This window comes from Propionimicrobium lymphophilum DSM 4903 (assembly GCF_000423485.1).
Lineage (GTDB): Bacteria > Actinomycetota > Actinomycetes > Propionibacteriales > Propionibacteriaceae > Propionimicrobium > Propionimicrobium lymphophilum.
The window spans coordinates 1-22,511 of sequence record NZ_AUIB01000008.1 but is presented as its reverse complement, the minus strand read 5'-3'; the positions used below and the strand labels follow the sequence as shown (position 1 = coordinate 22,511).

18 protein-coding genes and 3 rRNA genes are annotated in these 22,511 nt (G+C 54.6%); 3 read left to right on the top strand and 18 right to left on the bottom strand.

The features are described from left to right. Window positions 1-6 precede the first annotated feature (6 nt). From G556_RS0105545 to gluQRS, 3 genes are all read left to right on the top strand, one after another. Window positions 7-1,056 (top strand): hypothetical protein, encoded by a 1,050-nt coding sequence (locus G556_RS0105545; RefSeq protein WP_155941752.1) that lies wholly within the window; start codon window positions 7-9, stop codon window positions 1,054-1,056. Beyond that, window positions 1,040-1,921 (top strand): hypothetical protein, encoded by an 882-nt coding sequence (locus G556_RS0105540; RefSeq protein WP_028822049.1) that lies wholly within the window; start codon window positions 1,040-1,042, stop codon window positions 1,919-1,921. The genes G556_RS0105545 and G556_RS0105540 overlap by 17 nt, the downstream gene beginning before the upstream one ends. A gap of 136 nt (window positions 1,922-2,057) precedes the next feature. Next, on the top strand, window positions 2,058-2,954 hold the full coding sequence (gluQRS, locus tag G556_RS10360; protein ID WP_081675525.1) for a tRNA glutamyl-Q(34) synthetase GluQRS: 897 nt from the start codon (window positions 2,058-2,060) through the stop codon (window positions 2,952-2,954). A 9-nt stretch (window positions 2,955-2,963) separates the two neighbouring features. On the opposite strand, the gene G556_RS0105530 is transcribed toward gluQRS, so the two are convergent. The 18 genes from G556_RS0105530 to G556_RS0105445 form a co-directional block, all read right to left on the bottom strand. After that, window positions 2,964-3,965, bottom strand: a complete 1,002-nt coding sequence (locus G556_RS0105530) for an FKBP-type peptidyl-prolyl cis-trans isomerase (RefSeq protein WP_162139760.1) — start codon at window positions 3,963-3,965, stop codon at window positions 2,964-2,966. An 18-nt stretch (window positions 3,966-3,983) separates the two neighbouring features. Next, a complete protein-coding gene (locus G556_RS0105525; protein ID WP_028822047.1) occupies window positions 3,984-4,715 on the bottom strand; it encodes a pseudouridine synthase in 732 nt (243 codons plus the stop codon). Further along, window positions 4,708-5,334, bottom strand: coding sequence for an SMC-Scp complex subunit ScpB (gene scpB / locus G556_RS0105520; protein ID WP_028822046.1), 627 nt, complete (start codon window positions 5,332-5,334; stop codon window positions 4,708-4,710). Before scpB ends, G556_RS0105525 begins: the two co-directional genes overlap by 8 nt. Beyond that, window positions 5,331-6,155: a segregation and condensation protein A gene (locus G556_RS0105515; RefSeq protein ID WP_016455662.1), complete on the bottom strand. Its 825-nt coding sequence runs from the start codon at window positions 6,153-6,155 to the stop codon at window positions 5,331-5,333. Before G556_RS0105515 ends, scpB begins: the two co-directional genes overlap by 4 nt. A 2-nt stretch (window positions 6,156-6,157) precedes the next feature. Then, window positions 6,158-6,517 (bottom strand): hypothetical protein, encoded by a 360-nt coding sequence (locus tag G556_RS0105510; protein WP_051176719.1) that lies wholly within the window; start codon window positions 6,515-6,517, stop codon window positions 6,158-6,160. Further along, window positions 6,508-7,386, bottom strand: coding sequence for a ParA family protein (locus tag G556_RS0105505; RefSeq protein ID WP_028822044.1), 879 nt, complete (start codon window positions 7,384-7,386; stop codon window positions 6,508-6,510). Before G556_RS0105505 ends, G556_RS0105510 begins: the two co-directional genes overlap by 10 nt. A gap of 62 nt (window positions 7,387-7,448) precedes the next feature. After that, the gene (gene xerD / locus G556_RS0105500; protein WP_028822043.1) at window positions 7,449-8,378 is read right to left on the bottom strand and encodes a site-specific tyrosine recombinase XerD; all 930 of its coding nucleotides are present in this window, start codon (window positions 8,376-8,378) and stop codon (window positions 7,449-7,451) included. Further along, a complete protein-coding gene (locus G556_RS0105495; protein WP_016455658.1) occupies window positions 8,378-9,019 on the bottom strand; it encodes an NUDIX domain-containing protein in 642 nt (213 codons plus the stop codon). Before G556_RS0105495 ends, xerD begins: the two co-directional genes overlap by 1 nt. Before the next feature lie 36 nt (window positions 9,020-9,055). Beyond that, on the bottom strand, window positions 9,056-10,096 hold the full coding sequence (pyrB, locus tag G556_RS10355) for an aspartate carbamoyltransferase (RefSeq protein WP_036916101.1): 1,041 nt from the start codon (window positions 10,094-10,096) through the stop codon (window positions 9,056-9,058). A 219-nt stretch (window positions 10,097-10,315) separates the two neighbouring features. Continuing rightward, window positions 10,316-11,992: a DNA repair protein RecN gene (recN, locus tag G556_RS0105485; RefSeq protein ID WP_028822042.1), complete on the bottom strand. Its 1,677-nt coding sequence runs from the start codon at window positions 11,990-11,992 to the stop codon at window positions 10,316-10,318. Then, on the bottom strand, window positions 11,992-12,876 hold the full coding sequence (locus tag G556_RS0105480) for an NAD kinase (protein ID WP_016455655.1): 885 nt from the start codon (window positions 12,874-12,876) through the stop codon (window positions 11,992-11,994). The genes recN and G556_RS0105480 overlap by 1 nt, the downstream gene beginning before the upstream one ends. Window positions 12,877-12,922: 46 nt before the next feature. Beyond that, the gene (locus G556_RS0105475) at window positions 12,923-13,663 is read right to left on the bottom strand and encodes a TlyA family RNA methyltransferase (RefSeq protein ID WP_028822041.1); all 741 of its coding nucleotides are present in this window, start codon (window positions 13,661-13,663) and stop codon (window positions 12,923-12,925) included. Further along, on the bottom strand, window positions 13,663-13,851 hold the full coding sequence (locus G556_RS0105470) for a hypothetical protein (protein ID WP_162139759.1): 189 nt from the start codon (window positions 13,849-13,851) through the stop codon (window positions 13,663-13,665). Before G556_RS0105470 ends, G556_RS0105475 begins: the two co-directional genes overlap by 1 nt. A gap of 10 nt (window positions 13,852-13,861) precedes the next feature. Further along, on the bottom strand, window positions 13,862-14,854 hold the full coding sequence (locus G556_RS0105465; RefSeq protein WP_028822039.1) for an HAD-IIA family hydrolase: 993 nt from the start codon (window positions 14,852-14,854) through the stop codon (window positions 13,862-13,864). Continuing rightward, window positions 14,838-16,781 carry a hypothetical protein gene (locus G556_RS11420; protein WP_155941751.1) on the bottom strand — a complete coding sequence of 648 codons (1,944 nt, stop codon included), beginning with the start codon at window positions 16,779-16,781 and terminating at the stop codon, window positions 14,838-14,840. Before G556_RS11420 ends, G556_RS0105465 begins: the two co-directional genes overlap by 17 nt. A 210-nt stretch (window positions 16,782-16,991) precedes the next feature. Further along, window positions 16,992-17,108 (bottom strand): 5S ribosomal RNA (gene rrf / locus G556_RS0105455). Between the two features lie 84 nt (window positions 17,109-17,192). Continuing rightward, a 23S ribosomal RNA gene (locus G556_RS0105450) occupies window positions 17,193-20,287 on the bottom strand. A 278-nt stretch (window positions 20,288-20,565) separates the two neighbouring features. Beyond that, window positions 20,566-22,086: ribosomal RNA gene (locus tag G556_RS0105445) — 16S ribosomal RNA — on the bottom strand. Together the 16S, 23S and 5S rRNA genes form the textbook arrangement of a ribosomal RNA operon. Window positions 22,087-22,511 lie beyond the last annotated feature (425 nt).

Below are 22,511 nucleotides of genomic sequence, written 5' to 3'. Positions count from 1 at the left end.
GAAGAGGTGACTCCACCAATTCCCGCATTAACGCCAGATATTGTTGATATTCCTTTTATGCCTTCCCCAGCCATAGACGCTGTTTTTACCCAGCCGCCGAATCCGCCTGTTGCTGCACCGATAAGAGCTGATACTCCGACTTGTTTCCAATTAACTTTTCCATTAAATGTTTTCTGGGTAGCAATAGTGAGCCCGCCACTAAAAGCTGCTCCTCCGGCAGCTGCGGCAGCGATAGCCGGTGGTGTGGCGTTGATGGCTACCGGGGTTGGCGGACCAGCAGGAATAGCGCTTATGGCAGCATCGGGAGCTTTGCTTAGTGGAGGTGTCTCGATCGGAGTGCAAAAGTATTCCACCGGAAACGTGGACTGGACAAGAGTAGGCCAAGATAGCGCTGTGGGTGCTGTTACTGGCCTGATCGGCGAATCAGGTTTTGCTGCAGGTAAAGCCGCGTATGTGGCGAATAGTGCTGCAGGCAATACTTCGAAAGCTTTGTTGACTAGTTTTTCTATTAATGCGGCATCCGGTGCTGCTTCTTCGGAGGCAGCGTATTTGTTGAACAGTAGGATTTATGGCACACCGATTACTGCGTCTGGGATGCTGGGTGCTGCGGCAGGTGGCTCTGTAGCGAATGGGCTTGGTGGTTTTGCTGGCCCCGCAGGAAATACTCTGGCGAAGGATCTTGGGGGTGTTAGTTCTAGAGTTTATTCGACTGGATTATCGACGGGAAGTGATTTTTTGGGTAGCGCTGTTGATGACTATATTTCAGAGGGCCAGGTAGATATTAGGCGTGCAGCAACAACCTCACTTATTGGAACCGCGATTGATAACACAGGTCAGTACTTTGCTCGAAATGCTGGGTTGGCGAACAAAATAGAATTGCGGGGATTAAATTCTATGAGTCAATACGGGATAGCTCACCCACGTACGCTCAAAGGGATTACAAATTTCTCGGCACCAAACACCCAACGCTTGTGGTATGGCACAGCCTATGATTCCTTAATTGGTTTTGGTGCAGACATAGCTACAGGGGTAATTGATAATGTACTCTCGAAATAAGAAAATAGAGCCTGTAGACTTACTGAAAAACATAATTACAACTTTTCTCTATCCTGCTTTTTTTATTATTTTTCCCTGGTTTGGAAATTTGCATAGAGCTGTAATATCTGTTGGGGATGCCATCTTATTCACTCTTGCTGGGACAGTTATTTCTGTTTTTCTTCTCCGGACTAAGAAATGGTATTTCATTTGGATTTTACGTCTTATTCAGTTCGCAGGATTTGCCGCTATCGGCTTTTCGACTCCTCGTAAATATGACTTGGGTGTCATTTGGTTTTTCTCGATGTGGTATGGATTGTGGATTGCTGGCCATCTGCCTGATTCTTGGCTTTCTTCGAAGCCGGATCGTGAGCTTTTGCATATTAAAGAGTTTTCTTTTATTCATGGTGTTAGGTTGCGTGCTTGGGTTAAGAATGGGAATTTGGATCGGCCTCAGGCTCGTTTTACGTACCGTGCACTCAATAAGTTAGATGGTAAAGACCTTCAGTTCTTGGAATACACGATAAACGGTACAGCCCTTCGAGTAGGCGGGGGCACAAACGGTTACGTAATGGTGCAGTATTCCGATAATCCTAATGACTGGTGGTCTTGGAGATCCCTGTGCCGGGTACCACCCAGCAACAAAAAATTTAACAAAGAAACACAAGACATCACCGTTTGCGAATGGGTCTACAGCGCCCCATACGAAATCTTGTTCAACACCCAAGAAATTAAACACATAGTCAAAGCATTCGAAAACGAAGGCAACCTTGACCCATCCCCCTACCATTGGCTATCGAAGCGAGCCTCAGAAGCATTCAACCTGATACTCCCCGACGCCCTACAAACAACCAATCCTCTCGAAGATGGCAAGAAGAACTCCTGAAACACCACCGATAGTGCTACCGAAGGGCAAAGCAATACCGTGGTGAAGTTACTACAAGATTCGGTTTTAGATTCTCTGACTGCCTCATGCATCGACCTTTGGTTGGAGGAAAGTAACAGCAGCTAACCTTGTATAGGTGAATGTCATTGGTCGCTTTGCCCCTAGCCCAACCTCTGATCTGCACGTCGGTAATTTACGTACCGCACTGCTCGCTTGGCTCTTCGCTAACGCTGACGGTGGCCAGATGCTGCTGCGCGTGGAGGATCTGGATCAGCAGCGCGTGGCGGCAGCACCCGGCGTGGCTCGCAGGCAGATCGAAGACCTTCGTAGTCTCGGGCTCAGCTGGCCAGAACCGGTATGGCGCCAGTCCGAACGTATCGAGGTTTACCGTGAGGCGGCGTCGAAGCTCGAAACCTACGAGTGTTTCTGCACTAGACGCGAAATCGCAGCAGCATCGCAGGCACCGCACGGCGACTACCGCCCATATCCCGGAACGTGCGCGATCCTTACCCAAGCCCAGCGGGACGAAAAACGGCAGAACCGCAAACCAGCGATCCGCGTTCGCGCCGAACAAGCAACTTTCACGGTCCACGACATCCATGCGGGAGACGTCACCGGCGTTGTCGACGACTTTGTACTATTCCGCGCCGACGGCACGCCCGCATATAACCTAGCGGCCGTGGTTGACGACGGGCTCGGCGGAGTGAACCAGGTCGTTCGTGGCCGCGACCTACTCGACTCCTCGCCCCGCCAAGCATGGCTTGCCTCAAAACTCGGCTTCGTGGTGCCCACTTACGTCCACGTTGGTCTTGCCGTTAACGAAAACGGAGACAGGCTTGCAAAACGCGACGGCGGTTACACGCTTCGAGATCTTGAGGCAGGACCTCGGGAGTTTTTCGCGAAGCTTTGCGAGTCCGCCGGCCTGCCCCCGGCAAATACGCCAAAAGAACTAAAAGATCGCCTCGCCGGCACCGATTGGCGCCAAAGCGAGGCGATCTGGAACGACTGGGTCATTTCCGGAAGCCTGTTTTAGACTCCGTTTTTAGCCCTGCTTAGGAATGGGCTGAGTGAAGAGGATGTCCACCACGCAAGCAACCGAAGTGTTCGGCTCTAGCGGCGGATTCGGGTTGCCCTTCGGGTAAGCAACAGAACCGGGAAGAGAGACCAGCACGCGGCTGCCCTCCTTCTTCCCAACCAACTGCTGCCAGAGGGGCTCCAGCGGCTTCTGTTGAGACGCCTTGGCATCGATCACGGCCTTGTTGCCGAAGTCGCTGTAGTACTGCTTTCCATCCCAGGTGGTGCACACGGAATGCGACTTCAGGATGTCGCCGTCTGCCAGCGCACGTCCCTTGCCTTCGACCAGAACCGCAGAGGCTGCCTCTTTCGGCGCAGCCACTCCTGCTATGTCAATAACGGGCTTGCCGTCCTGGTCACTAACTTTTGGGAAGCCTGCCGGGCTGGACATTTTGCCGGAAACTGCCGGCTGCTCGGTGCGAACAACATCAACCACGAAGAACAAGGTGTCGCCGGGGTTGATCTTCGCCTGCGGCATGCCCATCGGGTCGTAGCCGTCGGAGCTGGCGGCTGCGATCAGAACGCGGCTGCCCTCCTTCTTGCCGACCAGGCCCTTCTGGAATCCCTTGATGACGCCGTCAAGCGGGAAATAGGTGGAGCTACCGCGGTTGTAACTATCGTCGAAGGTCTCGCCGGTGGTGCCGTTAATGCCCATGTAGTGCACCTCGACGGTGGCGTTATCGTTGGGTACCTCGGCACCGTCGCCCTCGACGATCACCTTAGACATCGTTTCTTCTACCTCGACCGGGTAGTCGATGCCCTCGACGGTCGGCTTTTCGCCGAAGTTATCCGATACCTTGACGTCGTCAAGCGAGCCGAGCTTCTTCTTCTGGACCGAGGCGGTGGCCGACGGGCTGCCCGAAGGGGCTGCGGAGCTGTCGGCGTTATCTGCGTTACCGCCCGAGCAACCAGTCAGCATCAAAGCTGAGATTGCAGCAGCGGATAGAACTTTTACAAAACGTTTCTGCACGCTATGAAACATTACCTGTTACATCTTTACTAGGTCTAAAAGCTCGCCGAGTTCGTTGCGGGTCAGTTCCCTACTCTCGCCTACTTTCAGCCTGCCGAGCTTGACCGGCCCGATCTTGATGCGCGACAACCTGCGGACGGGGTGGCCGATCGTGTCGAACATTCGGCGAACGATTCGGTTGCGGCCCTCATGCAAAGTGACCTCGACCATGGAGCGAGATTCCGTGCGCGAAACCAGCTTCACATTATCTGCTCGCGCGGGGCCATCTTCCAGCGTTACGCCCTTCTTCAGCCGCTTTAGCGCGTGGTTCTCGATCCTGCCTTCGCATTCCACTAGGTATACTTTCGACACCTCGTAACTGGGGTGCGTCATGCGGTGGGTGAACTCACCGTCATTGGTGAGCAGAATCAGGCCTTCGGTATCCGTGTCAAGACGTCCTACATGGAACAGCCTTGTGCGCGAATCCACGTAGTCGAGCAGCGTCTCGCGGCCCTGGGGGTCGTCCATAGTGGAAACCACGCCGCGAGGCTTGTTCAACACGACGTAAACATGCCTGCGCGCGGTCGGAATTCGGGAGCCGTCCACCCTGATCTCGTCCTTGTCCGGATCTACCCGTAAACCTTGGCGCAGCACGATTTCGCCATTGACCTCGACACGGCCCTCGGCAATCATTTCTTCACTTGCTCTGCGGCTAGCGACGCCCGCCTGAGCGAGCACCTTCTGCAGCCGAATCTTGTCGTCATCACTCATTTTCTTCTCCTGACGTTTCGTCGGCGTTTTCTTCTGGTTCGCCAGCCAGCCCGGCTAGTTCCTGCTCCAACAGGTTCGCATCCGGCAGCAGCGGCGCGATAGGTGGTAGATCTGCGAGGCTAGCCAAGCCTAGCCGTTCGAGAAAATACTCGGTGGTTCTGAGCATCGTGGCGCCGGTCTGTTCGTCGTTTCCTTCTTGCTCGACGAGCCCACGAGCGATGAGCGTGCGCACCACGCCGTCAACGTTCACTCCCCTGACCGCGGAGACTCTCGACCGTGAGACGGGTTGCATGTAAGCGATGACGGCGAGCGTCTCGAGGCTAGCTTGCGTAAGTTTGTTCTGCTGGCCCTCGATGATCCAAGTTTTAATTACTTCCTCGTGCTCAGGACGAGTAGCGTAACGCCAACCGCCGGCAACATTTCGGAGCTGGAATCCCCTGCCAGTTTCGTTATAGAACTCAGAAAGCGCCTCTAGGGCTTCCCTGACGACGGATTCCTCCGCGCTTACTGCATGCGCTAGTTCTTCGACGCTGAGGGCCTCGGTGGCCATGATCAGGATCGCCTCGAGTTCTCCCGAGATCTCCTGCGGGGTTCGGTCAAGCTCAGTTTCTTCGATCATTCTTCACTCGTTTCGTCGAATTCTCCGCTGAATTGAATTTCGCCGTTGTCTCTTCCGGACCAATGCACGGTCAACTCGCCGAGAGGTGTTAGTTGTTCAAAAGTCACTTGCTTCTGACGGAATAGCTCCAGCAAAGAAAGGAACCTAACCACTGTGTGTAGCTTGTCGGCGTCGGCACATAGCGCCCGAAATGTCATTGTTTTCGCCGCCCGCAGCTTTTTTACCACCTTGGTACCCTCTTCCTGCACGCTCACCTGCACGATGTGCAGCTGACTCAGCGGCATCTCCGGCATTTCCTGTGGCGTGAAAACCTTCACCGCAACTTTTGTGAAGCGTTCCAGTCCGCCTGGGAATTGCACCTCCGGCAGCACGTCGGCGAATTTACTTTCTAGCCCGCCGGGCCTGTAGTGAATATGCTCCGCAGCCTCTAGCGAAGAAGCGAACCACTTAGAAATTTCCTTGTACGCCCGATACTGCAAGAGCCTTGCGAACAGGAGGTCGCGGGCCGCGAGAATTTCCAGGTCCTCCTCGTCTTCCACTTCCCCCTTCGGCAGCAGTCGAGCAGCCTTAAGGTCCAGAAGCGTGGCGGCAACGAGCAGAAACTGGCTGGTCGTCGCTAGATCCCAGATCTTCGTCCCGGCCTTCGCATGCGCAACGAATTCGTCGGTGACTTCGCTCAGCGCGATCTCTGTCACGTCTAGGCGCCGCTTCGAGATTAGTTGCAGCAAGAGGTCGAAGGGGCCCTCGAAATTGTCCAGGCTAACGGTAAACGGGTTGCCCTCGACGTCGACGAAGCTGTGTTCGTCCGAGGCGGCAGCCATGTCTAGCCCTCTTGCTCAAGCATCTTGACAACATTGGCCTCGCCACCGCGCTCATCCAGATCGTTGGTCGCTAGCGCGACTGCGGCACGCACCAGCTTGCCTCGATCGACCCGAAGACCAAACTCCGCCTTGAGCCTCAGCCTCGCCTGTTCTAAGGCCATCAGCTGTTCGCTGGAGATGTAGACGGTGATTTTTTCGTCATGCTTCGGACGAGCCTGGTCCTGCTGCTTCGGAGCTGGCGTTTTTTTGGTCTGCTCCTGCGCAGGCTGGCCCATCGTCTTACGAAAGAGTTCGTTCGCTCCCGGCAGATCCGAAGTCTTGGCCTCGAGATTAGCTGCTATCGAGCTGCGATCTACTCGCATCGTGCGAGCACCTCCCTGGCCAGCTGGCGATATGCGTCAGCTCCAGGAGAAGAGGGAGCGTAGCTGGTGATTGGTTCGCCAGCCACGGTCGTCTCCGGGAACCTGACGGTGCGCTTGATTATGGTGTGGAAGACCTTGTCTCCGAAAGCCTCGATGATTCGCTCGAAGACCTCCCTAGTGTGGATCGTTCGGGTGTCCACCATCGTCGGCAGGATGCCCAGCAGATCGAGCTCGGGGTTAAGCCTGTCCTTCACCTTGTTGATCGTGTCGTAGAGCAGAGCGACGCCACGAAGCGCGAAGAATTCGCACTCGAGAGGCACCAGGGCCCAATTCGACGCCGTCAAAGCGTTGACCGTAAGCAGGCCGAGCGAAGGCGCGCAGTCGATGATGATGTAGTCGTAGCGATCGCGAACCTTGTAAAGCAGCCTCTTGAGCGTCAACTCGCGAGCAACCTCGCTGACGAGCTGGATCTCTGCGGCTGACAGGTCAATGTTTGCGGGCAGCAGATCGCAGCCTGGCGCCGCGTCGGGAATAACCACGTCGTCGAAGCTGTATTGATCCGAGAGTAAAAGGTTGTACACGCTCAGTTCGAGAGTGTGCGGGTTTACTCCCAACCCAACGGAAAGAGAACCCTGCGGGTCGAAGTCGACGAGCAGCACCTTGCGTCCGGTCTCTGCGATCGTTGCGCCGAGATTAATGCTGCTAGTGGTCTTACCGACCCCGCCCTTTTGGTTCGTCATAGAGATGACGATGGCGTTCTTTGGGCCCGGGGCCGGGGGCTGAGGCTCGGGATAGTCCGGAATGGGACGGCCAGCTAAATCGACGTTTTCCTCGTCTTGTTCTGGCAATTCAAAGAGCTCATCGCTCATCACACGCTCCTATCGTTCGAAAACAACAATAGTCGACAAGTCTGCTTTTTAGAACTGGCGCATTACCTTGCCCTGGGGTGTGCGGTTATATAGACCTCACGCAACTTTTCGATCGTCACTTCGGTGTAGATCTGAGTCGTTGTTACCGACGAGTGACCTAGCAGTTCTTGGACGACCCTGATGTCGGCTCCGCCTTCGAGAAGGTGGGTGGCGAAGCTGTGCCGAAGGCTGTGCGGGCTTATCTCCTTAGTGATGCCAGCACCGGCCGCACGCTCACGCAGGATGGCCCAAGCGGATTGCCTGGAAAGCCTGCGACCTAGCGTGTTCAGGAAAAGCGCAGCAGTAGATTTTCTAGCCTTTCCCAGCAGAGCGGGACGCCCACGAACCAGCCACGCATCTAGCGCTTTCCGGGCGTATGAACCAAGCGGGACGATCCTCTGTTTACTGCCTTTGCCTAATAGCCTCAGCCCCGAATCGGGATCTTCCAGCACAGGAGTGACGTCATCTACGTCTAAATCAAGAACCTCACTGATTCGGGCTCCGGTGCCGTATAAAAGTTCTAGGAGGCAAGAGTCTCTGAGCCCTAGCGGTTCAGAGGTGTCGATAGAGCCCAGCAGCCTTTGCACCTCGTCGATATCTAGCGCCTTCGGCAGCCTCTTTCCCAGTTTCGGGACGGCTATCGACTTACCGACGTCCTCTTTCGTCAGCCCCTCCTGGGCGGCGAAAGAGTGCAGGTTCCTGATGGCCACCATCGACCTCGCGACGGAAGATTTCGCTAGTGCCGGATGCTCGCTGTCTCCAGTCGACAATTGCGTTTGATACGCGTTGATCGTCTCTGAATCGACGACGTCTATATCGTCTACGGCCCTAGCTTTTAGCCAGTCTATGTACCTGCCTAGATCTCTGCGATACGCGGCGACAGTGTTTATAGATAGCCCTCGTTCGACGATTACGTGATCGAGATAGCCCTGTAACAGCCGGTCTAGCCCCATTAAGACTGCGACCTGCGTTCGACCAGACGCTCACGTGCAGGCCAAGGCGAATCGGCTGGGCGCAGATCTTCGACGCGGCCCTGTTCCAGCGCAAGCTTGAGGCTAAGCACGCCGTTGACCATGGTCGGGCTCTGGATCTTACCCGCGTAGACGTTTTCGACTAATTCGTCCAGATCTATCCAGTGCACGCTCATTTCGGCTTCTTCGTCCTCCACGACGAAGCCTTCCGGACGAGGCGCGGGTTTGAGATCGCGGGCCAAGTAGACACGGATGGGCTCGGCAAGACCACCAGGCGAAGTGAAGATATCGACCAAGACAGACCACTTGCCGGCAGAAAGCATCGCTTCCTCGGCAAGCTCGCGCTTGGCAGCCACTAGCGGATCTTCGTGTGCGACGTCCATCAGCCCTGCGGGGGGCTCGATCAGCCTCATCCGAACCGGGTGCCGGTATTGATCGACGACCGCGATTCGCCCTTTGTCATCCAGCGCGATGATGCTCACCGCTCCGGGGTGATCGGCGTATTGACGAACCATTGACCCACCGGAGGGAAGCTCAACCTCGTCCTCGATGAAGTCTTGAACCCTGCCCTCGGCCTTAACCGTGTGCCGGATTACCTTCCACGACTCCTGTTGATCGATCATGTCTACAACATTAGGCGATCGAGAGAACAGAGGAACCTATTTTACGTCCCAATCCAGCTTCGCGTGCCACGGACGCTGCTTAAGCGTGGCCTTCACCGAGTCCACGGAGCACCCCAGAACGGTCAGGAAGATTGCCATCCTGATTCGTAGGCCATTGTCGGTCTGACGGAAGATAGACAGGCCAGGCAGGTCATCGACGTCGTCAGACAGGTCGAAGCTTGCCGAACGCGAATCCCTTGGCAGCGGGTGCATGATGATGATGTCGAGCGCGTCTGCTTCGCGGAGCATCTGCTTGTCCAGCAGCCTGCCGCGGAATTTGTCGCCACGCTTAACCTCGTCGGTCATGCGCTCGCGCTGGACACGTGTGCAGTAAACAACATCCGAACCGGATACGGCTTCAATGACGCTGTCGCAATCAACTACCTCATGGCCGCGCGCTCTAGCGTATTCAGCAATCGGCTCGGGCAGTTCGAGGCTGGACGGGCTGTACACCTTGAAGGTGAGGCCCTTGTGCAAGCTGAGCAGCTTCATCAGAGAGTGAACGGTCCTGCCGTATTTCAGGTCGCCAATGATCGCGATGGTCCTGCTATCGACGCCGAGATCGCGCTTCTTCAGCTCACGGCTGAGGGTGTAAACGTCAAGAAGCGCCTGGCTTGGGTGCTCCCCTGCCCCGTCTCCAGCGTTAACAACTGGAACAAGCGAAGCGTTGGCGAATTCTTGTACAGAGCCCTCATCCGGGTGGCGAACGACCAACACATCGGAATATCCGGAAACTACTCGAGCGGTGTCGTGAATCGACTCCCCCTTAGCCATTGACGAGAAGGTGAACCCGGTAGTGGTCGTTACTTCGCCGCCGAGCCTGAGGAATGCGGACTCAAAGCTTAGGCGAGTTCGCGTGCTGGGCTCGAAGAACAACGAGCCAAGGATTGCACCGTCAAGGACCGTGCAAACCGCTTCGCCGGCAGCGATCGGATCGACTGCATCCGCCAGGGCAAAAAGATTGCTCAGATTTTCGTCGTTGAACTGTTGGGTAGATAGCAAGTGCCTGCCGTGACCAAATAATGGCAGCTGATTCATCGATACCTCCGAGGTGTTTTCTAGCAGAATACCGCTGAAGCGTTACCCATTGAAAGACGAGATTTAAAGGTGAGAAAAGGCGCCGAAGACTCTCGCACTTTAAGCGTTTTCGCCATCTCCTCAAGCCCACTCGTCGAGACTAAATAGTCTCATTAGAGATTGTGACCAGTGTCGCTAATCAATTTGGGCTAGCTCGCTTAGGAATTGGGCACGATTCCTCTAAATATCTTCAGCCTGCTGCCTGAGTTCTTTGGCGTGGGCAAGAGCGGTCTTCGTATCGGAACCGCCCATCATTCTTGCCAACTCGGTAAGCCTGGCTTCGTCGTCGAGCCGCGTCACTCCACTGGTTGTAACCTCGCCGTCGCTTGATTTCGCGATCATGTAATGTGCGTCGCCGAAGGCTGCTACTTGGGCCAAGTGGGTTACGACGATCACCTGGGAATGCTTAGCTAGCATGGCCAAGCGGCGACCAATCTCGGTCGCCACCGCACCGCCGACGCCGGCATCGACCTCGTCGAACACGAAGACGTGGCCCTCGTCTCCTGCCGCCAATACCACTTCAAGTGCCAGCCTGACTCGGGACAGCTCACCGCCAGATGCGACCTTGGCTAGCGGCGCAGGTTTGCTCCCTGGATTGGCGGAAAACAGTAGCTGAACCTTTTCCAAACCCCAAGGGCCGGGTTCGTCTAAAGGGTCTAGGTGGAAAATCAACCTGGCATGCGGCATGGCGAGCGCGGTCAGCTCCCCCATCGCCTTCTCAGCCAGCCTGTCCGCTGCGTTTTTTCTGCTCGTGCTGAGTCTCTTGCCGACCTCAAGCAGCTTTGCCTCGATTTTGGCTAACTGCTCCGATAGTTTGGCTATCTTCGAGTCATCGTCGCTTAGCTCTAGAACGCGTTTGCTGGCGTTCTGCGCCCAGGCAATCACGTCATCAATAGAATCACCGTACTTGCGGGTCAGCTCCTGCAGCTTTGCCCTGCGTTGGCCAATAGCCTCCAGCCTCAGAGGGTCGCCCTCCAGGTTGGCGAGATAGCTTGCGACGCTCGAAGACAGATCTTCGACAGCAAAACTCGCCTGCCGAGCAGCTTCGGCAAGCTGGGCACCAGAATCATCAAGGTCGGCAACCTGCTCGAGAGCTTTCACGGTTTCGAATAACAGCCCAGATGCGCCAGGCTCGTCTATATCGCCGCTCGGAGATCCAGACAGTGCACGGTTAGCTCGTGCCGCCAGGGTCCTTAAATCATCGACTGCCTGGAGCCTTGCGGCCTCTGCGGCGAGTTCCTTATCCTCGCCGGGCTGGGGATCCACCTTTTCGATCTCGTCTAAGCCGTAAGCAAGAACGTCGTGTTCCCTGGCCCTGGCCTGAGCGTTGTTTCGGACCTCCGTCAATTCATCCCTGGTCTGGGCCCGCAACGCATATAGCTCTCGGTATTCCTCGAGCAGTTGCTCATGTGCTGCAGCATGATCTAGCACCTGCCTCTGACGCTCCGAAGTGCCCAACCGAATCTGCTCGGATTGCCCGTGCAAAGTTGCAAGCTCTCCGGTCAGAGCTCCTAGCTTGCCAAGCGGAATCTGCACACCACCCGCGAAAGATCTAGATCTGCCAGTTTTGCTTATTTGTCTAGCGAAAAGAACCTCGCCGTCATCGATCTCGGCACCGCACTGGCTTAGCTCGTCAACTATTTTGTCTGCATCAAAAGTTCCCTCGACCAGGCACTTTTGGGAACCTAGACGGACAAGCCCAGAGTCGCTTCTCGCTCCGAGCAGCAGCCCGAGGCCGCTAACAATCATCGTTTTACCGGCTCCGGTTTCGCCCGTGAGCACAGTCATTCCTGACTCAAAATCCAGGGTTGACGACGAGATGACGCCTAAATCTTTAATGCGAAGACTAGTGAGCATTAGTGCCTAAATCCTTCGACATTTAGTTTGAATTTTTTAACTAGCCTGGAAGTAAAAGGCTGCTCCGAAAGGCGCGCCACGAGCATTTTCTTAGCGTTCTGCTTGACGTTAATTTTCGCGCTCGGCGGCATGTCGACGGTTCTACGTCCATCGCACCACAAGACAAGCTGGGACCCAGTGTCGTCGGCAACGCAGACATCCACCTGCGAGTCAGGGGCAAGCACCAGTGGACGCGCGAACAGCGCGTGGGCAGCCATCGGAACAACCAAAAAGGCCTCGACGTCAGGCCACACAACCGGCCCAGAAAGCGAAAAAGCGTAAGCGGTAGACCCCGTTGGAGTTGAGACTAGCAACCCGTCACACCCGAACCGATATAGCGGTAGCCCGTCGACCTCGATAAGCAGATCCAGCATCTTCGTCTTGGCATGTTTCTCGATCGTCACCTCATTGACGGCGAAAGAATGCCAGACTTCTTCTCCGTTGTCGTTGACGCTGACGTCGAGAGTCAAGCGCTCCTCGACATCGTAGTGCCTAGAAATAACCTGTTCGATTAGTTCTGGAATGTTCGAGGGGTCGAGTTCCGCGAGAAATCCGACGTGTCCAAGGTTAACACCCAGCAGAGGTATGCCATGTGGCACGGCCATCTCTGCCGCGGCGAGAATTGTGCCGTCGCCACCGAAAACGACCATCACCTCGACATCGTTGGTGAGGTCTTCAGGCCGACAAATCTGTACGTTCGCGCACTTATCTGCAACTAATTCGGCGCGCTGCCCCAATCCCAGGCACTCAATCGCTTTCTCGCTCATCCCTTGAGCGAATTCCAATGCGGCATCTACCGCCTCAGGCTTGGCAGGATGCACCACGAACGCGACTTTTCGACTCATACCTTCGAGCTTATCTGCTAGTTCTAGGCTGCCTAAGCCAGCCCATTCAATTGTTCTGCCCGGTCGCGCTGAAGCAGACAAAAATCTCGCGATTCCCAGATGGTCCAGGCAGCTTGCTGTCTGCGCTCCAGATGGGATTCCATCCGACCCCTCTTGCCTCCTCTATTACTGCGGTTACGCTTTCACGACGAAGCTCATCGCTTCGCACGACACCGCCAGCTCCGAGCTGATCCTTGCCAACTTCGAACTGTGGCTTAACTAGTAATAGCGCCAATCCATCTGGTTTGAGGACACCCGCTAGCGGTTTCAATAGCAGTTTTAACGAGATGAATGACACATCCCCGACAATCAAGTCGACTGGCTCGGAATCCAAATCTGAAAGCACTAAATCGCGCAGGTTGAGACCTTCCCTGACCTCTACTCGCTCGTGTGAGCGGATTGTCTCATCGAGTTGATCGTGGCCGACATCAACCGCATAGATCCGACGGGCACCCGCATCAAGCATCACCTGAGTGAAGCCACCTGTCGATGCACCTGCGTCAAGCACCCTCGGGCTTTCCGGAAGTTGGATGCCAGCTTCCTGAAGCCCCTCAAGCGCGCCAAGAAGTTTGTAGGCTGCCCTGGAAACCCAGCGATCGTTTTCAACCTCAATTACGTCGTATTCGCCGACTCCAAATGAGGGTTTAAGGACGGTTTTACCGTTAACCTGAACCTTGCCCGACCTGATCAGTTTCTGCGCCCGAGTGCGCGACCTGACCTGGGCCTGGACCGCCTTGTCTAGCCGAATCAATTTTTCGGTTTCGGCATAGGAATTGATTCCCGAGACCTTTCGAGGACCCTAGTCAGGCCGTCTTGGGCCTTAGCAAGCTTGGCTAGTCGATCGCTCGGAGAGAACTCCGATATATCGCCCAACTCTTCTAAGACCCTGTCGACCGCGTGATTGCCCGTAACGGGAATCCGTCCAGCGTCACTCATCGGAGCATCATCAGTGGACGTCATCTAGTGCCACCAGAAAGTCTTCCGCGTCTACATCGTTAGCCCAAGAAAGCTGGCTACCCGCCCAGAGGGCATCGAGCTGGCCCTCGTAGTCGGAAGGCATTGCATCCGCGACTAATCTGCCGTTCTCGATCCGAACGGTGGTCCCGTTGCATGTGGCGACGTGCCCATCCACGGTTGCAGTGCGTGCGGGTTCGCTCATGGAACGAATATCGGCGCCGATGTAAGTGGGACGCTGGTGCTCTGCTGCGTAAATCAGATCGCGTTTGCCATGAGCTCCGGTAAACACCATGAACGAGTCGATGCCCACGTTGTATGCACCCTCGATATCGGTGTCCAGCCTGTCACCCACGAAAATCGGAGCGGAAACGCCCATTCGTTCGATCGTGTAGTCCAGTAACGGCCGGTACGGCTTACCGGCAATCACGGGCTTGTGACCAGGAGCGCAAAGCTCGATCAACATCAGCACACCGCCAGCGCCCGGCACGATTCCTCGATCGGTGGGACGTGTCGCGTCCGGGTTAGAGGCGTACCAGGGCACGCCATTCTGCACCGCCAGAGCCGCCTCGTCGATAAGTTCCCAAGGCATCTTGGGGTTGTAACCGCAAATCACTGCTTCGGGAGAATCAGCGTAGGTTTTGACGACCTCAAAACCCGCCTCGCGAACCTTGTCGTCGAAGGCTTCTGCTCCGCAGACGAGCACCTTAGCGCCCGGCTTTAGGTCCTTGCGCAGCATATCTTGGGATGCCTGGCCGCTTGTGGCGACGTCTTCGAGTTCGCAATAGACGCCCATGCCATTTAGCTGGTCCCTGACGGTCTCGGGCAGCCTGCCGGAGTTATTAGTCACGAACCCGATCTTCTTGTCCAGCTCTCTGAGCTTGCCGATGCCTTCGGGGGCACCAACTACCGGTTCGGGGCCCAGATATACGACCCCGTCGAGGTCGAAAAGGGCGCAGTCGTACGGATCAATTAGACGATTCATCTTCCTCTTTCTCGTCCTGCTCGAGCTCATCAGCGTCTTCTTCGGGCTGTTCGTCTTCCTCGGAAGTCTCGTCCTGAACCATTTCTTCTTCGCTGCCATCGAGGCTATCGTCATGGATTGGTTCTTCCTCGAAGTCGACATCGAGAACCTCGAACTCCTCAGTAGCTTCTTCAACGATTTCCTCACCCGTTATCGCAGAGATGCGCGCTGCGGTATCTAGTTCGTTATTGTCGTCATACTTAGCAGCTGACGTGAACCACTCTTCCGCCTGCCTGGTCTGACCCGCTAGTTCCAAGAGGTTCGCATAGGCGTATCGCAGTCTGGCCTGCTCGTATCGGCCGCCCAGCCCGCTAGAAATCTGATTCTTGAGAACTCGAAGGGCCTCTTCGCGCTGTCCCATGTCTTCGCGAGCGCCTGATTCGACAAGAACGGCCTCAGCCTGCTGCTCAACGTCAAGATCCTTGGCATTCCTAAGAGTGCGGAGTGCAGCTTCAGGCTTACCGCCGGCTCGCTCACAGTCAGCGATCACGGGAAGATAGTTCTGATTACCGGTCATCCTCAAGACGGCTCGATAATCGCTGAGTGCCTTATCGAAGTTTCCAGCCTGGTACTCAACCTCACCAGCGATGCTACGAATTACTGGCAGACGGGCAGCTAGGCGCCGAGCTGCCCGAGCATGCCCCAGAGCAAGTTCCATGTCAGTTTCAATGCTTGCCATCGCGCCGGCGATGTGGCCCTGGATCTGTTCAGAAAGATCCTTGGGAAGACCGCGAAGTTCAGCCCGCACAGTGAACGGAATGGACTTCTCGTCGAAATCTACTAGCGGTTCGGGCTCGTTTTCCGGCCTCTGCAGGCCAGGATTTAGACGCTCGTTGCGAACTTCACGGAAGCTCCTGTGATCTCGCTTGACCTCGTGACGGTCTTCACGCGATCGCCTGTCTTCGTCACGACGATCGAATTTACCGGGCTCGCGATCCCACGAACGGTTATTTGGCCTGTCATCGCGACGAGAGTCTCTGTCATAATTCTTGAAGCCACTGCGATCGCCCCAGCGCTTTTCGCCGCCGTGATCGTCACGTCGATCATTCCAACGCTTCTGGCCGCGTCTATCATCATGCCTGTCAAAGCCACGTTCCTCACGTCGGTCATTCCAACGACGTTCTCTTGGCTGCCTGTCCTTACGCTCTTCCCAGCGATTTTCACCGCCCCGATCGTCCCAGCGACGATCATTACGGTTGTTGTTCCAACGCTTTTCGCCACGCGCGCCATCTCGCCTATCGTCGTGACGATCGTTTCGCTTATTTCCCCAAGGCTTGCGATCGAAATCCCGGGACTTGTTCCAAGACCCACGACGATCATCGCGACGCTCGCCACGGTCAAAACCACGATTATTACGATCTTCTGAATCGCTCCAGCGGTTATCGAAATTACGCTTGCGTCCCTTGTTATCGTCGCGGCCGAAATTGCGTTTGTCAGTGGAACGGTTCTTGTTCCAACTGCGTTTGTCTTCTCGGTCACCGCCCCACGAATGCCCGTTACGATTGTCGCCGTCCCTGCGATCATTCCAACTGTTACGACGATTTCTGTCTTCGGAGCCCTTGCGGTTCCAGTTGCTGCCTTCGCCTCGAGAATCGAAACGCTTACGATCCCTGCGTTCTGAACGGTCTTCGAAGTTGCGATCGTCCCGACGATTGTCGAACTTTCCGTATGGACGCCCCTGCTTGTGATCAAGATCAAATCGTTTCTTTCCTCCGAAGCTGCGTCCAGAAGAATAGTTTGAGCGTTCGGATTTGGAACTGTTGCCCCATGAACCTCCGCCGGAGCGCCCGCGCCCTCTAGATCCCCAGTTCTGCTTTCGTCCACCGGCTCGATCTGCGCGTTGTTCGTAATTACGACGGTCTCTTCCGTCGTTTGAGCGTGAATCCATGAAACTCTTTCCAGTTGATATAGAGGCGTTCGACCAATCATAACCATTTAGTGATGGTTACAGATAATGCACTAAACATGATTTGTCAATGAGCAAGGGAGAATAACAACTCATTAACCCCATAGCAATGGAGATCTCTTGCACCAACAAAAAATTTTTGTGTGTGAAAAGTTAATGCCCTCCAAACAAAAGCCTGGAGGGCATTAAAAAGTCCGGCAACTACCTAGTCTCCCACAGGCTCCCGCCTGCAGTACCATCGGCGCTAGAAGGCTTAACTTCTGGGTTCGGAATGGAACCAGGTGTTTCACTTCCGCTATCATCACCGAAACACTATCGAGTTAGGACCAACCCCCAAAAGGGTTGCCGTCCGTACCCCAAGAACAACACAGTGGACGCGTACATCTTTGTAGAAAAAACAAGCCCTCAACCTATTAGTAACAGTCAGCTCCATGTATTACTACACTTCCACATCTGTCCTATCAACCCGGTAGTCTACCGGAGGTCTTACCCCACAAAGGGCGGGAGTCCTCATCTTGAAGCGTGCTTCCCACTTAGATGCTTTCAGCGGTTATCACTTCCCAACGTAGCCAACCAGCCGTGCTCTTGGCAGAACAACTGGCACACCAGAGGTTAGTCCGTCTCGGTCCTCTCGTACTAAAGACAGCCCTTCTCAAGACTCCTACGCGCGTAGCGGATAGGGACCGAACTGTCTCACGACGTTCTGAACCCAGCTCGCGTGCCGCTTTAATGGGCGAACAGCCCAACCCTTGGGACCGACTCCAGCCCCAGGATGCGACGAGCCGACATCGAGGTGCCAAACCATGCCGTCGCTATGAGCGCTCGGGCAAGATCAGCCTGTTATCCCCGGGGTACCTTTTATCCGTTGAGTTACGGCGCTTCCATACGCCACCGTAAGATCACTAGTCCCAACTTTCGTTCCTGCTCGACTTGTCAGTCTCACAGTCAAGCTCCCTTGTGCACTTACACTCGACACCTGATTGCCAACCAGGCTGAGGGAACCTTTGGGCGCCTCCGTTACCTTTTAGGAGGCGACCGCCCCAGTCAAACTACCCATCAGGCAATGTCCCTGATCCAGATAATGGACCTAGGTTAGATAACCAGAACGACCAGAGTGGTATTTCAACAATGACTCCACCCAAACTAGCGTCTGAGCTTCAAAGTCTCCCACCTATCCTACACAAGTCGTTCCGATCACCAATACCAAACTATAGTAAAGGTCCCGGGGTCTTTCCGTCCTGCTACGCGTAACGAGCATCTTTACTCGTAATGCAATTTCGCCGAGTTCATGGTGGAGACAGTGCCCAAATCGTTACTCCATTCGTGCAGGTCGGAACTTACCCGACAAGGAATTTCGCTACCTTAGGATGGTTATAGTTACCACCGCCGTTTACTGGGGCTTAAGTTCAGTGCTTCACAAAAGTTGACACTTCCCCTTAACCTTCCAGCACCGGGCAGGAGTCAGTCCGTATACATCCTCTTTCAAGTTGGCACGGACCTGTGTTTTTGATAAACAGTCGTTTGGGCGTGGTCTCTGCGGCCATCAAGGCTATAAACCTCTCCGGCCCCCCTTATTCCGAAGTTACGGGGGTATTTTGCCGAGTTCCTTCACCACGATTCTCTCGAACGCCTTAGTATTCTCTACTCATCCACCTGAGTCGGTTTAGGGTACTGGCGGACATGACAACTCGCTAACGAAGATTTTCTAGGCAGCATAGGATCACCGATTTCGACCATACGGTCTACCCGTCAAGCCTCAGGATAAACGCCTAGCGGATTTACCTACTAGACACCCTCGAACTCTTAGCCCGGGACTACCATCGCCCGGTACGGCTACCTTCCTGCGTCCCTCCGTAGCTTGCCTAAAAGAGACTTGGGTCACAGACTCGGAAACAATCAAACACCCGAAGGTGAAAAAAAGTCCCTTGCATGCTTAGCATTATCTCGTTCAGCAGGATCGCTGACACGCCGGTACGGGAATATCAACCCGTTATCCATCGACTACGCCTGTCGGCCTCGCCTTAGGTCCAGACTTACCCAGGGAAGATTAGCTTGACCCTGGAACCCTTGGATATTCGGCGGACGGGTTTCTCACCCGTCATTCGCTACTCATGCCTGCATTCTCACTCGTGTGCACTCCACGGTCAGGTCACCCCACCACTTCAACACACACACGACGCTCCCCTACCCATCCACACACCTGGATCAAAGATCAAGTACATGTGTAAATGCCATAGCTTCGGCGAATAACTTGAGCCCCGCTAAATTGTCGGCGCAGAATCACTTGACCAGTGAGCTATTACGCACTCTTTCAAGGGTGGCTGCTTCCAAGCCAACCTCCTGGTTGTCTCCGCAACTCCACATCCTTTTCCACTTAGTTATCTCTTAGGGGCCTTAGCTGATGATCTGGGCTGTTTCCCTTTCGACTACGAAGCTTATCCCCCGCAGTCTCACTGCTACGCTCTAACTTTCCGGCATTCGGAGTTTGGTTGATTTCGGTAAGCTTATAGACCCCCTAGACCATCCAGTGCTCTACCTCCGGAAAGAAACACGTAACGCTGCACCTATATGCATTTCGGGGAGAACCAGCTATCACGTTGTTTGATTGGCCTTTCACCCCTATCCACAGCTCATCCGCTCAATTTTCAACTTAAGTCGGTTCGGTCCTCCACGACGTCTTACCGTCGCTTCAACCTGGCCATGGATAGATCACAACGCTTCGGGTCTAGAGTATGCGACTAAAACGCCCTATTCGGACTCGCTTTCGCTACGGCTACCCCACACAGGTTAACCTCGCCACACACCACTAACTCGCAGGCTCATTCTTCAAAAGGCACGCCGTCACCCTCTCGGGCTCCGACGGATTGTATGCAAACGGTTTCAGGTACTATTTCACTCCCCTCCCGGGGTACTTTTCACCTTTCCCTCACGGTACTAGTCCGCTATCGGTCACCAAGGAGTATTTAGGCTTAGCGGATGGTCCCGCCAGATTCACACGGAATTTCAGGGGTTCCGTGTTACTTGGGAAAAAGCATTAAAAGAGTCACTAGCTTACGCATACAGGGGTCTCACCTTCTATGCCGCAACTTTCCAGCACGCTTCTACTTAACTAATGATTTCTAACTCTCCGACCAATCAACAGCTTGATCAAAACACTTCCCACAACCCCACACCTGCAACGCCTGTCAACTATCACACAGATGCGGTTTAGCCTACTTCCGCTTTCGCTCGCCACTACTAACGGAATCACAATTGTTTTCTTTTCCTGTGAGTACTGAGATGTTTCACTTCCCCACGTTCCCTCCAAACACCCTATAAATTCAGGTGCAGGCCGCCGGACACAACTCCGGTAACTTCGAGGTTTCCCTATTCGGAGACCCCCGGATCAAAGCTCGTTTACCAGCTCCCCAGGGATTATCGCAGGTTACTACGTCCTTCGTCGGCTCTTGGTGCCAAGGCATCCACCGATTGCACTTAGTAGCTTGTTGTTTAAATCTACAAAGATGCTCGCGTCCACTGTGTAATTCTCAAAATACGGGCGAAACCAAACCACACAAAACAAACAAAACGTTCCATGCGCGCTTGACCGCACGAAGCCAAAATCCGAGGCTTCAAAACCCAACAGCGTGCAAAAAACCAACCAAACCAAACCAGCGCGTTCCACACTCACAAAAGCAAGCAGTACTAAACAACCAGAAAAACCTGATCAGTCAAAAGTCAATGTTCCACAAAACCACCAACCAAACGGTTGAAAATGGCTCCTTAGAAAGGAGGTGATCCAGCCGCACCTTCCGGTACGGCTACCTTGTTACGACTTAGTCCTAATTATCAGCCCCACCTTCGACAGCTCCCCCCCCACAAGGGTTAGGCCACTGGCTTCGGGTGTTGCCAACTTTCATGACTTGACGGGCGGTGTGTACAAGCCCCGGGAACGTATTCACCGCAGCGTTGCTGATCTGCGATTACTAGCGACTCCGACTTCATGGGGTCGAGTTGCAGACCCCAATCCGAACTGAGGCCGGCTTTTACAGATTCGCTAACCCTTACAGGCTCGCAACTGACTGTACCGACCATTGTAGCATGCGTGAAGCCCTGGACATAAGGGGCATGATGACTTGACGTCGTCCTCACCTTCCTCCGAGTTGACCTCGGCGGTCTCTAACGAGTCCCCAACATAACTTGCTGGCAACATTAGACGAGGGTTGCGCTCGTTGCGGGACTTAACCCAACATCTCACGACACGAGCTGACGACAGCCATGCACCACCTGTATACCGACCTTACGGGGCGCCTATCTCTAGACGTTTCCGGTATATTTCAAACCCAGGTAAGGTTCTTCGCGTTGCATCGAATTAATCCGCATGCTCCGCCGCTTGTGCGGGGCCCCGTCAATTCCTTTGAGTTTTAGCCTTGCGGCCGTACTCCCCAGGCGGGGTACTTAATGCGTTAGCTACGGCACAGAGAACGTGGAATGTCCCCCACACCTAGTACCCACCGTTTACGGCGTGGACTACCAGGGTATCTAAGCCTGTTTGCTACCCACGCTTTCGCTTCTCAGCGTCAGGAAAGGTCCAGAGAACCGCCTTCGCCACTGGTGTTCCTCCCGATATCTGCGCATTCCACCGCTCCACCGGGAATTCCATTCTCCCCTACCTTCCTCTAGTCAGCCCGTATCGAAAGCAGGCTCAGCGTTAAGCACTGAGTTTACACTTTCGACGCGACAAACCGCCTACAAGCTCTTTACGCCCAATAATTCCGGACAACGCTCGCACCCTACGTATCACCGCGGCTGCTGGCACGTAGTTAGCCGGTGCTTCTTCTGCCACTACCGTCACAAAAGCTTCGTCATGGCTGAAAGCGGTTTACAACCCGAAGGCCGTCATCCCGCACGCGGCGTTGCTGCATCAGGGTTTCCCCCATTGTGCAATATTCCCCACTGCTGCCTCCCGTAGGAGTTTGGGCCGTATCTCAGTCCCAATGTGGCCGGTCGCCCTCTCAGGCCGGCTACCCGTCGTCGCCTTGGTAGGCCACTACCCCACCAACAAGCTGATAGGACGCGAGTCCATCCCCCACCGCCAGAACTTTCCAAACCAAAAGATGCCTAAAGGTCTGAATATCCGGTATTAGCAGCCGTTTCCAACTGTTATCCCAGAGAGGGGGGCAGGTTACTCACGCGTTACTCACCCGTTCGCCGCTCGTGTACCCCCGAAAGGGCCTTACCGCTCGACTTGCATGTGTTAAGCACGCCGCCAGCGTTCGTCCTGAGCCAGGATCAAACTCTCCGTCAAAAAAATATCGGCAAAACAGGCAACCAAACAAAAGGAAGCCTGCAAAAAACCGTCAACAGAAAATTCGACAACTGACAAAAGACCAAAAACTGGTCAAATCATTAGTAATCAAAGGAATCTCGAACCATCCAAAAAGAATGGCACGGGATTAAAAACAAAATGCAAAAATGCATTGGCATTGACTAAAAAGCACGCTGTTGAGTTCTCAAACATCGGACGCACAAAACCAAACCCCACAAAAAGCAGGACCCAGAAAAGGCAGCTCCAAAACTCTACCAAACAACCAGAACCCTTGTCAAATCCCTAAATCGTTTGATACACACCAGACCAGACCAACAAGAACCATCAAAGCCCTGCAAGGTCACAACCCAGCAGAAACAGTCTAACAGACAATCCCCAAAAAGTCAAGCCCACTGTGGAATTTT

Excerpts from the sequence above, each read along its gene's own strand:
- recN (WP_028822042.1), bottom strand. The coding sequence starts at position 11,992 with ATGCTCACTAGTCTTCGCATTAAAGATTTAGGCGTCATCTCGTCGTCA.
- G556_RS0105505 (WP_028822044.1), bottom strand. The coding sequence starts at position 7,386 with ATGAGCGATGAGCTCTTTGAATTGCCAGAACAAGACGAGGAAAACGTC.
- G556_RS0105540 (WP_028822049.1), top strand. The coding sequence starts at position 1,040 with ATGTACTCTCGAAATAAGAAAATAGAGCCTGTAGACTTACTGAAAAAC.
- G556_RS0105480 (WP_016455655.1), bottom strand. The coding sequence starts at position 12,876 with ATGAGTCGAAAAGTCGCGTTCGTGGTGCATCCTGCCAAGCCTGAGGCG.
- G556_RS0105525 (WP_028822047.1), bottom strand. The coding sequence starts at position 4,715 with ATGAGTGATGACGACAAGATTCGGCTGCAGAAGGTGCTCGCTCAGGCG.
- G556_RS0105515 (WP_016455662.1), bottom strand. The coding sequence starts at position 6,155 with ATGGCTGCCGCCTCGGACGAACACAGCTTCGTCGACGTCGAGGGCAAC.
- G556_RS0105465 (WP_028822039.1), bottom strand. The coding sequence starts at position 14,854 with ATGAATCGTCTAATTGATCCGTACGACTGCGCCCTTTTCGACCTCGAC.
- xerD (WP_028822043.1), bottom strand. The coding sequence starts at position 8,378 with ATGGGGCTAGACCGGCTGTTACAGGGCTATCTCGATCACGTAATCGTC.
- G556_RS0105510 (WP_051176719.1), bottom strand. The coding sequence starts at position 6,517 with ATGCGAGTAGATCGCAGCTCGATAGCAGCTAATCTCGAGGCCAAGACT.
- G556_RS11420 (WP_155941751.1), bottom strand. The coding sequence starts at position 16,781 with ATGGATTCACGCTCAAACGACGGAAGAGACCGTCGTAATTACGAACAA.
- pyrB (WP_036916101.1), bottom strand. The coding sequence starts at position 10,096 with ATGAATCAGCTGCCATTATTTGGTCACGGCAGGCACTTGCTATCTACC.
- scpB (WP_028822046.1), bottom strand. The coding sequence starts at position 5,334 with ATGATCGAAGAAACTGAGCTTGACCGAACCCCGCAGGAGATCTCGGGA.
- G556_RS0105495 (WP_016455658.1), bottom strand. The coding sequence starts at position 9,019 with ATGATCGATCAACAGGAGTCGTGGAAGGTAATCCGGCACACGGTTAAG.
- G556_RS0105470 (WP_162139759.1), bottom strand. The coding sequence starts at position 13,851 with ATGAGTGACGCTGGACGGATTCCCGTTACGGGCAATCACGCGGTCGAC.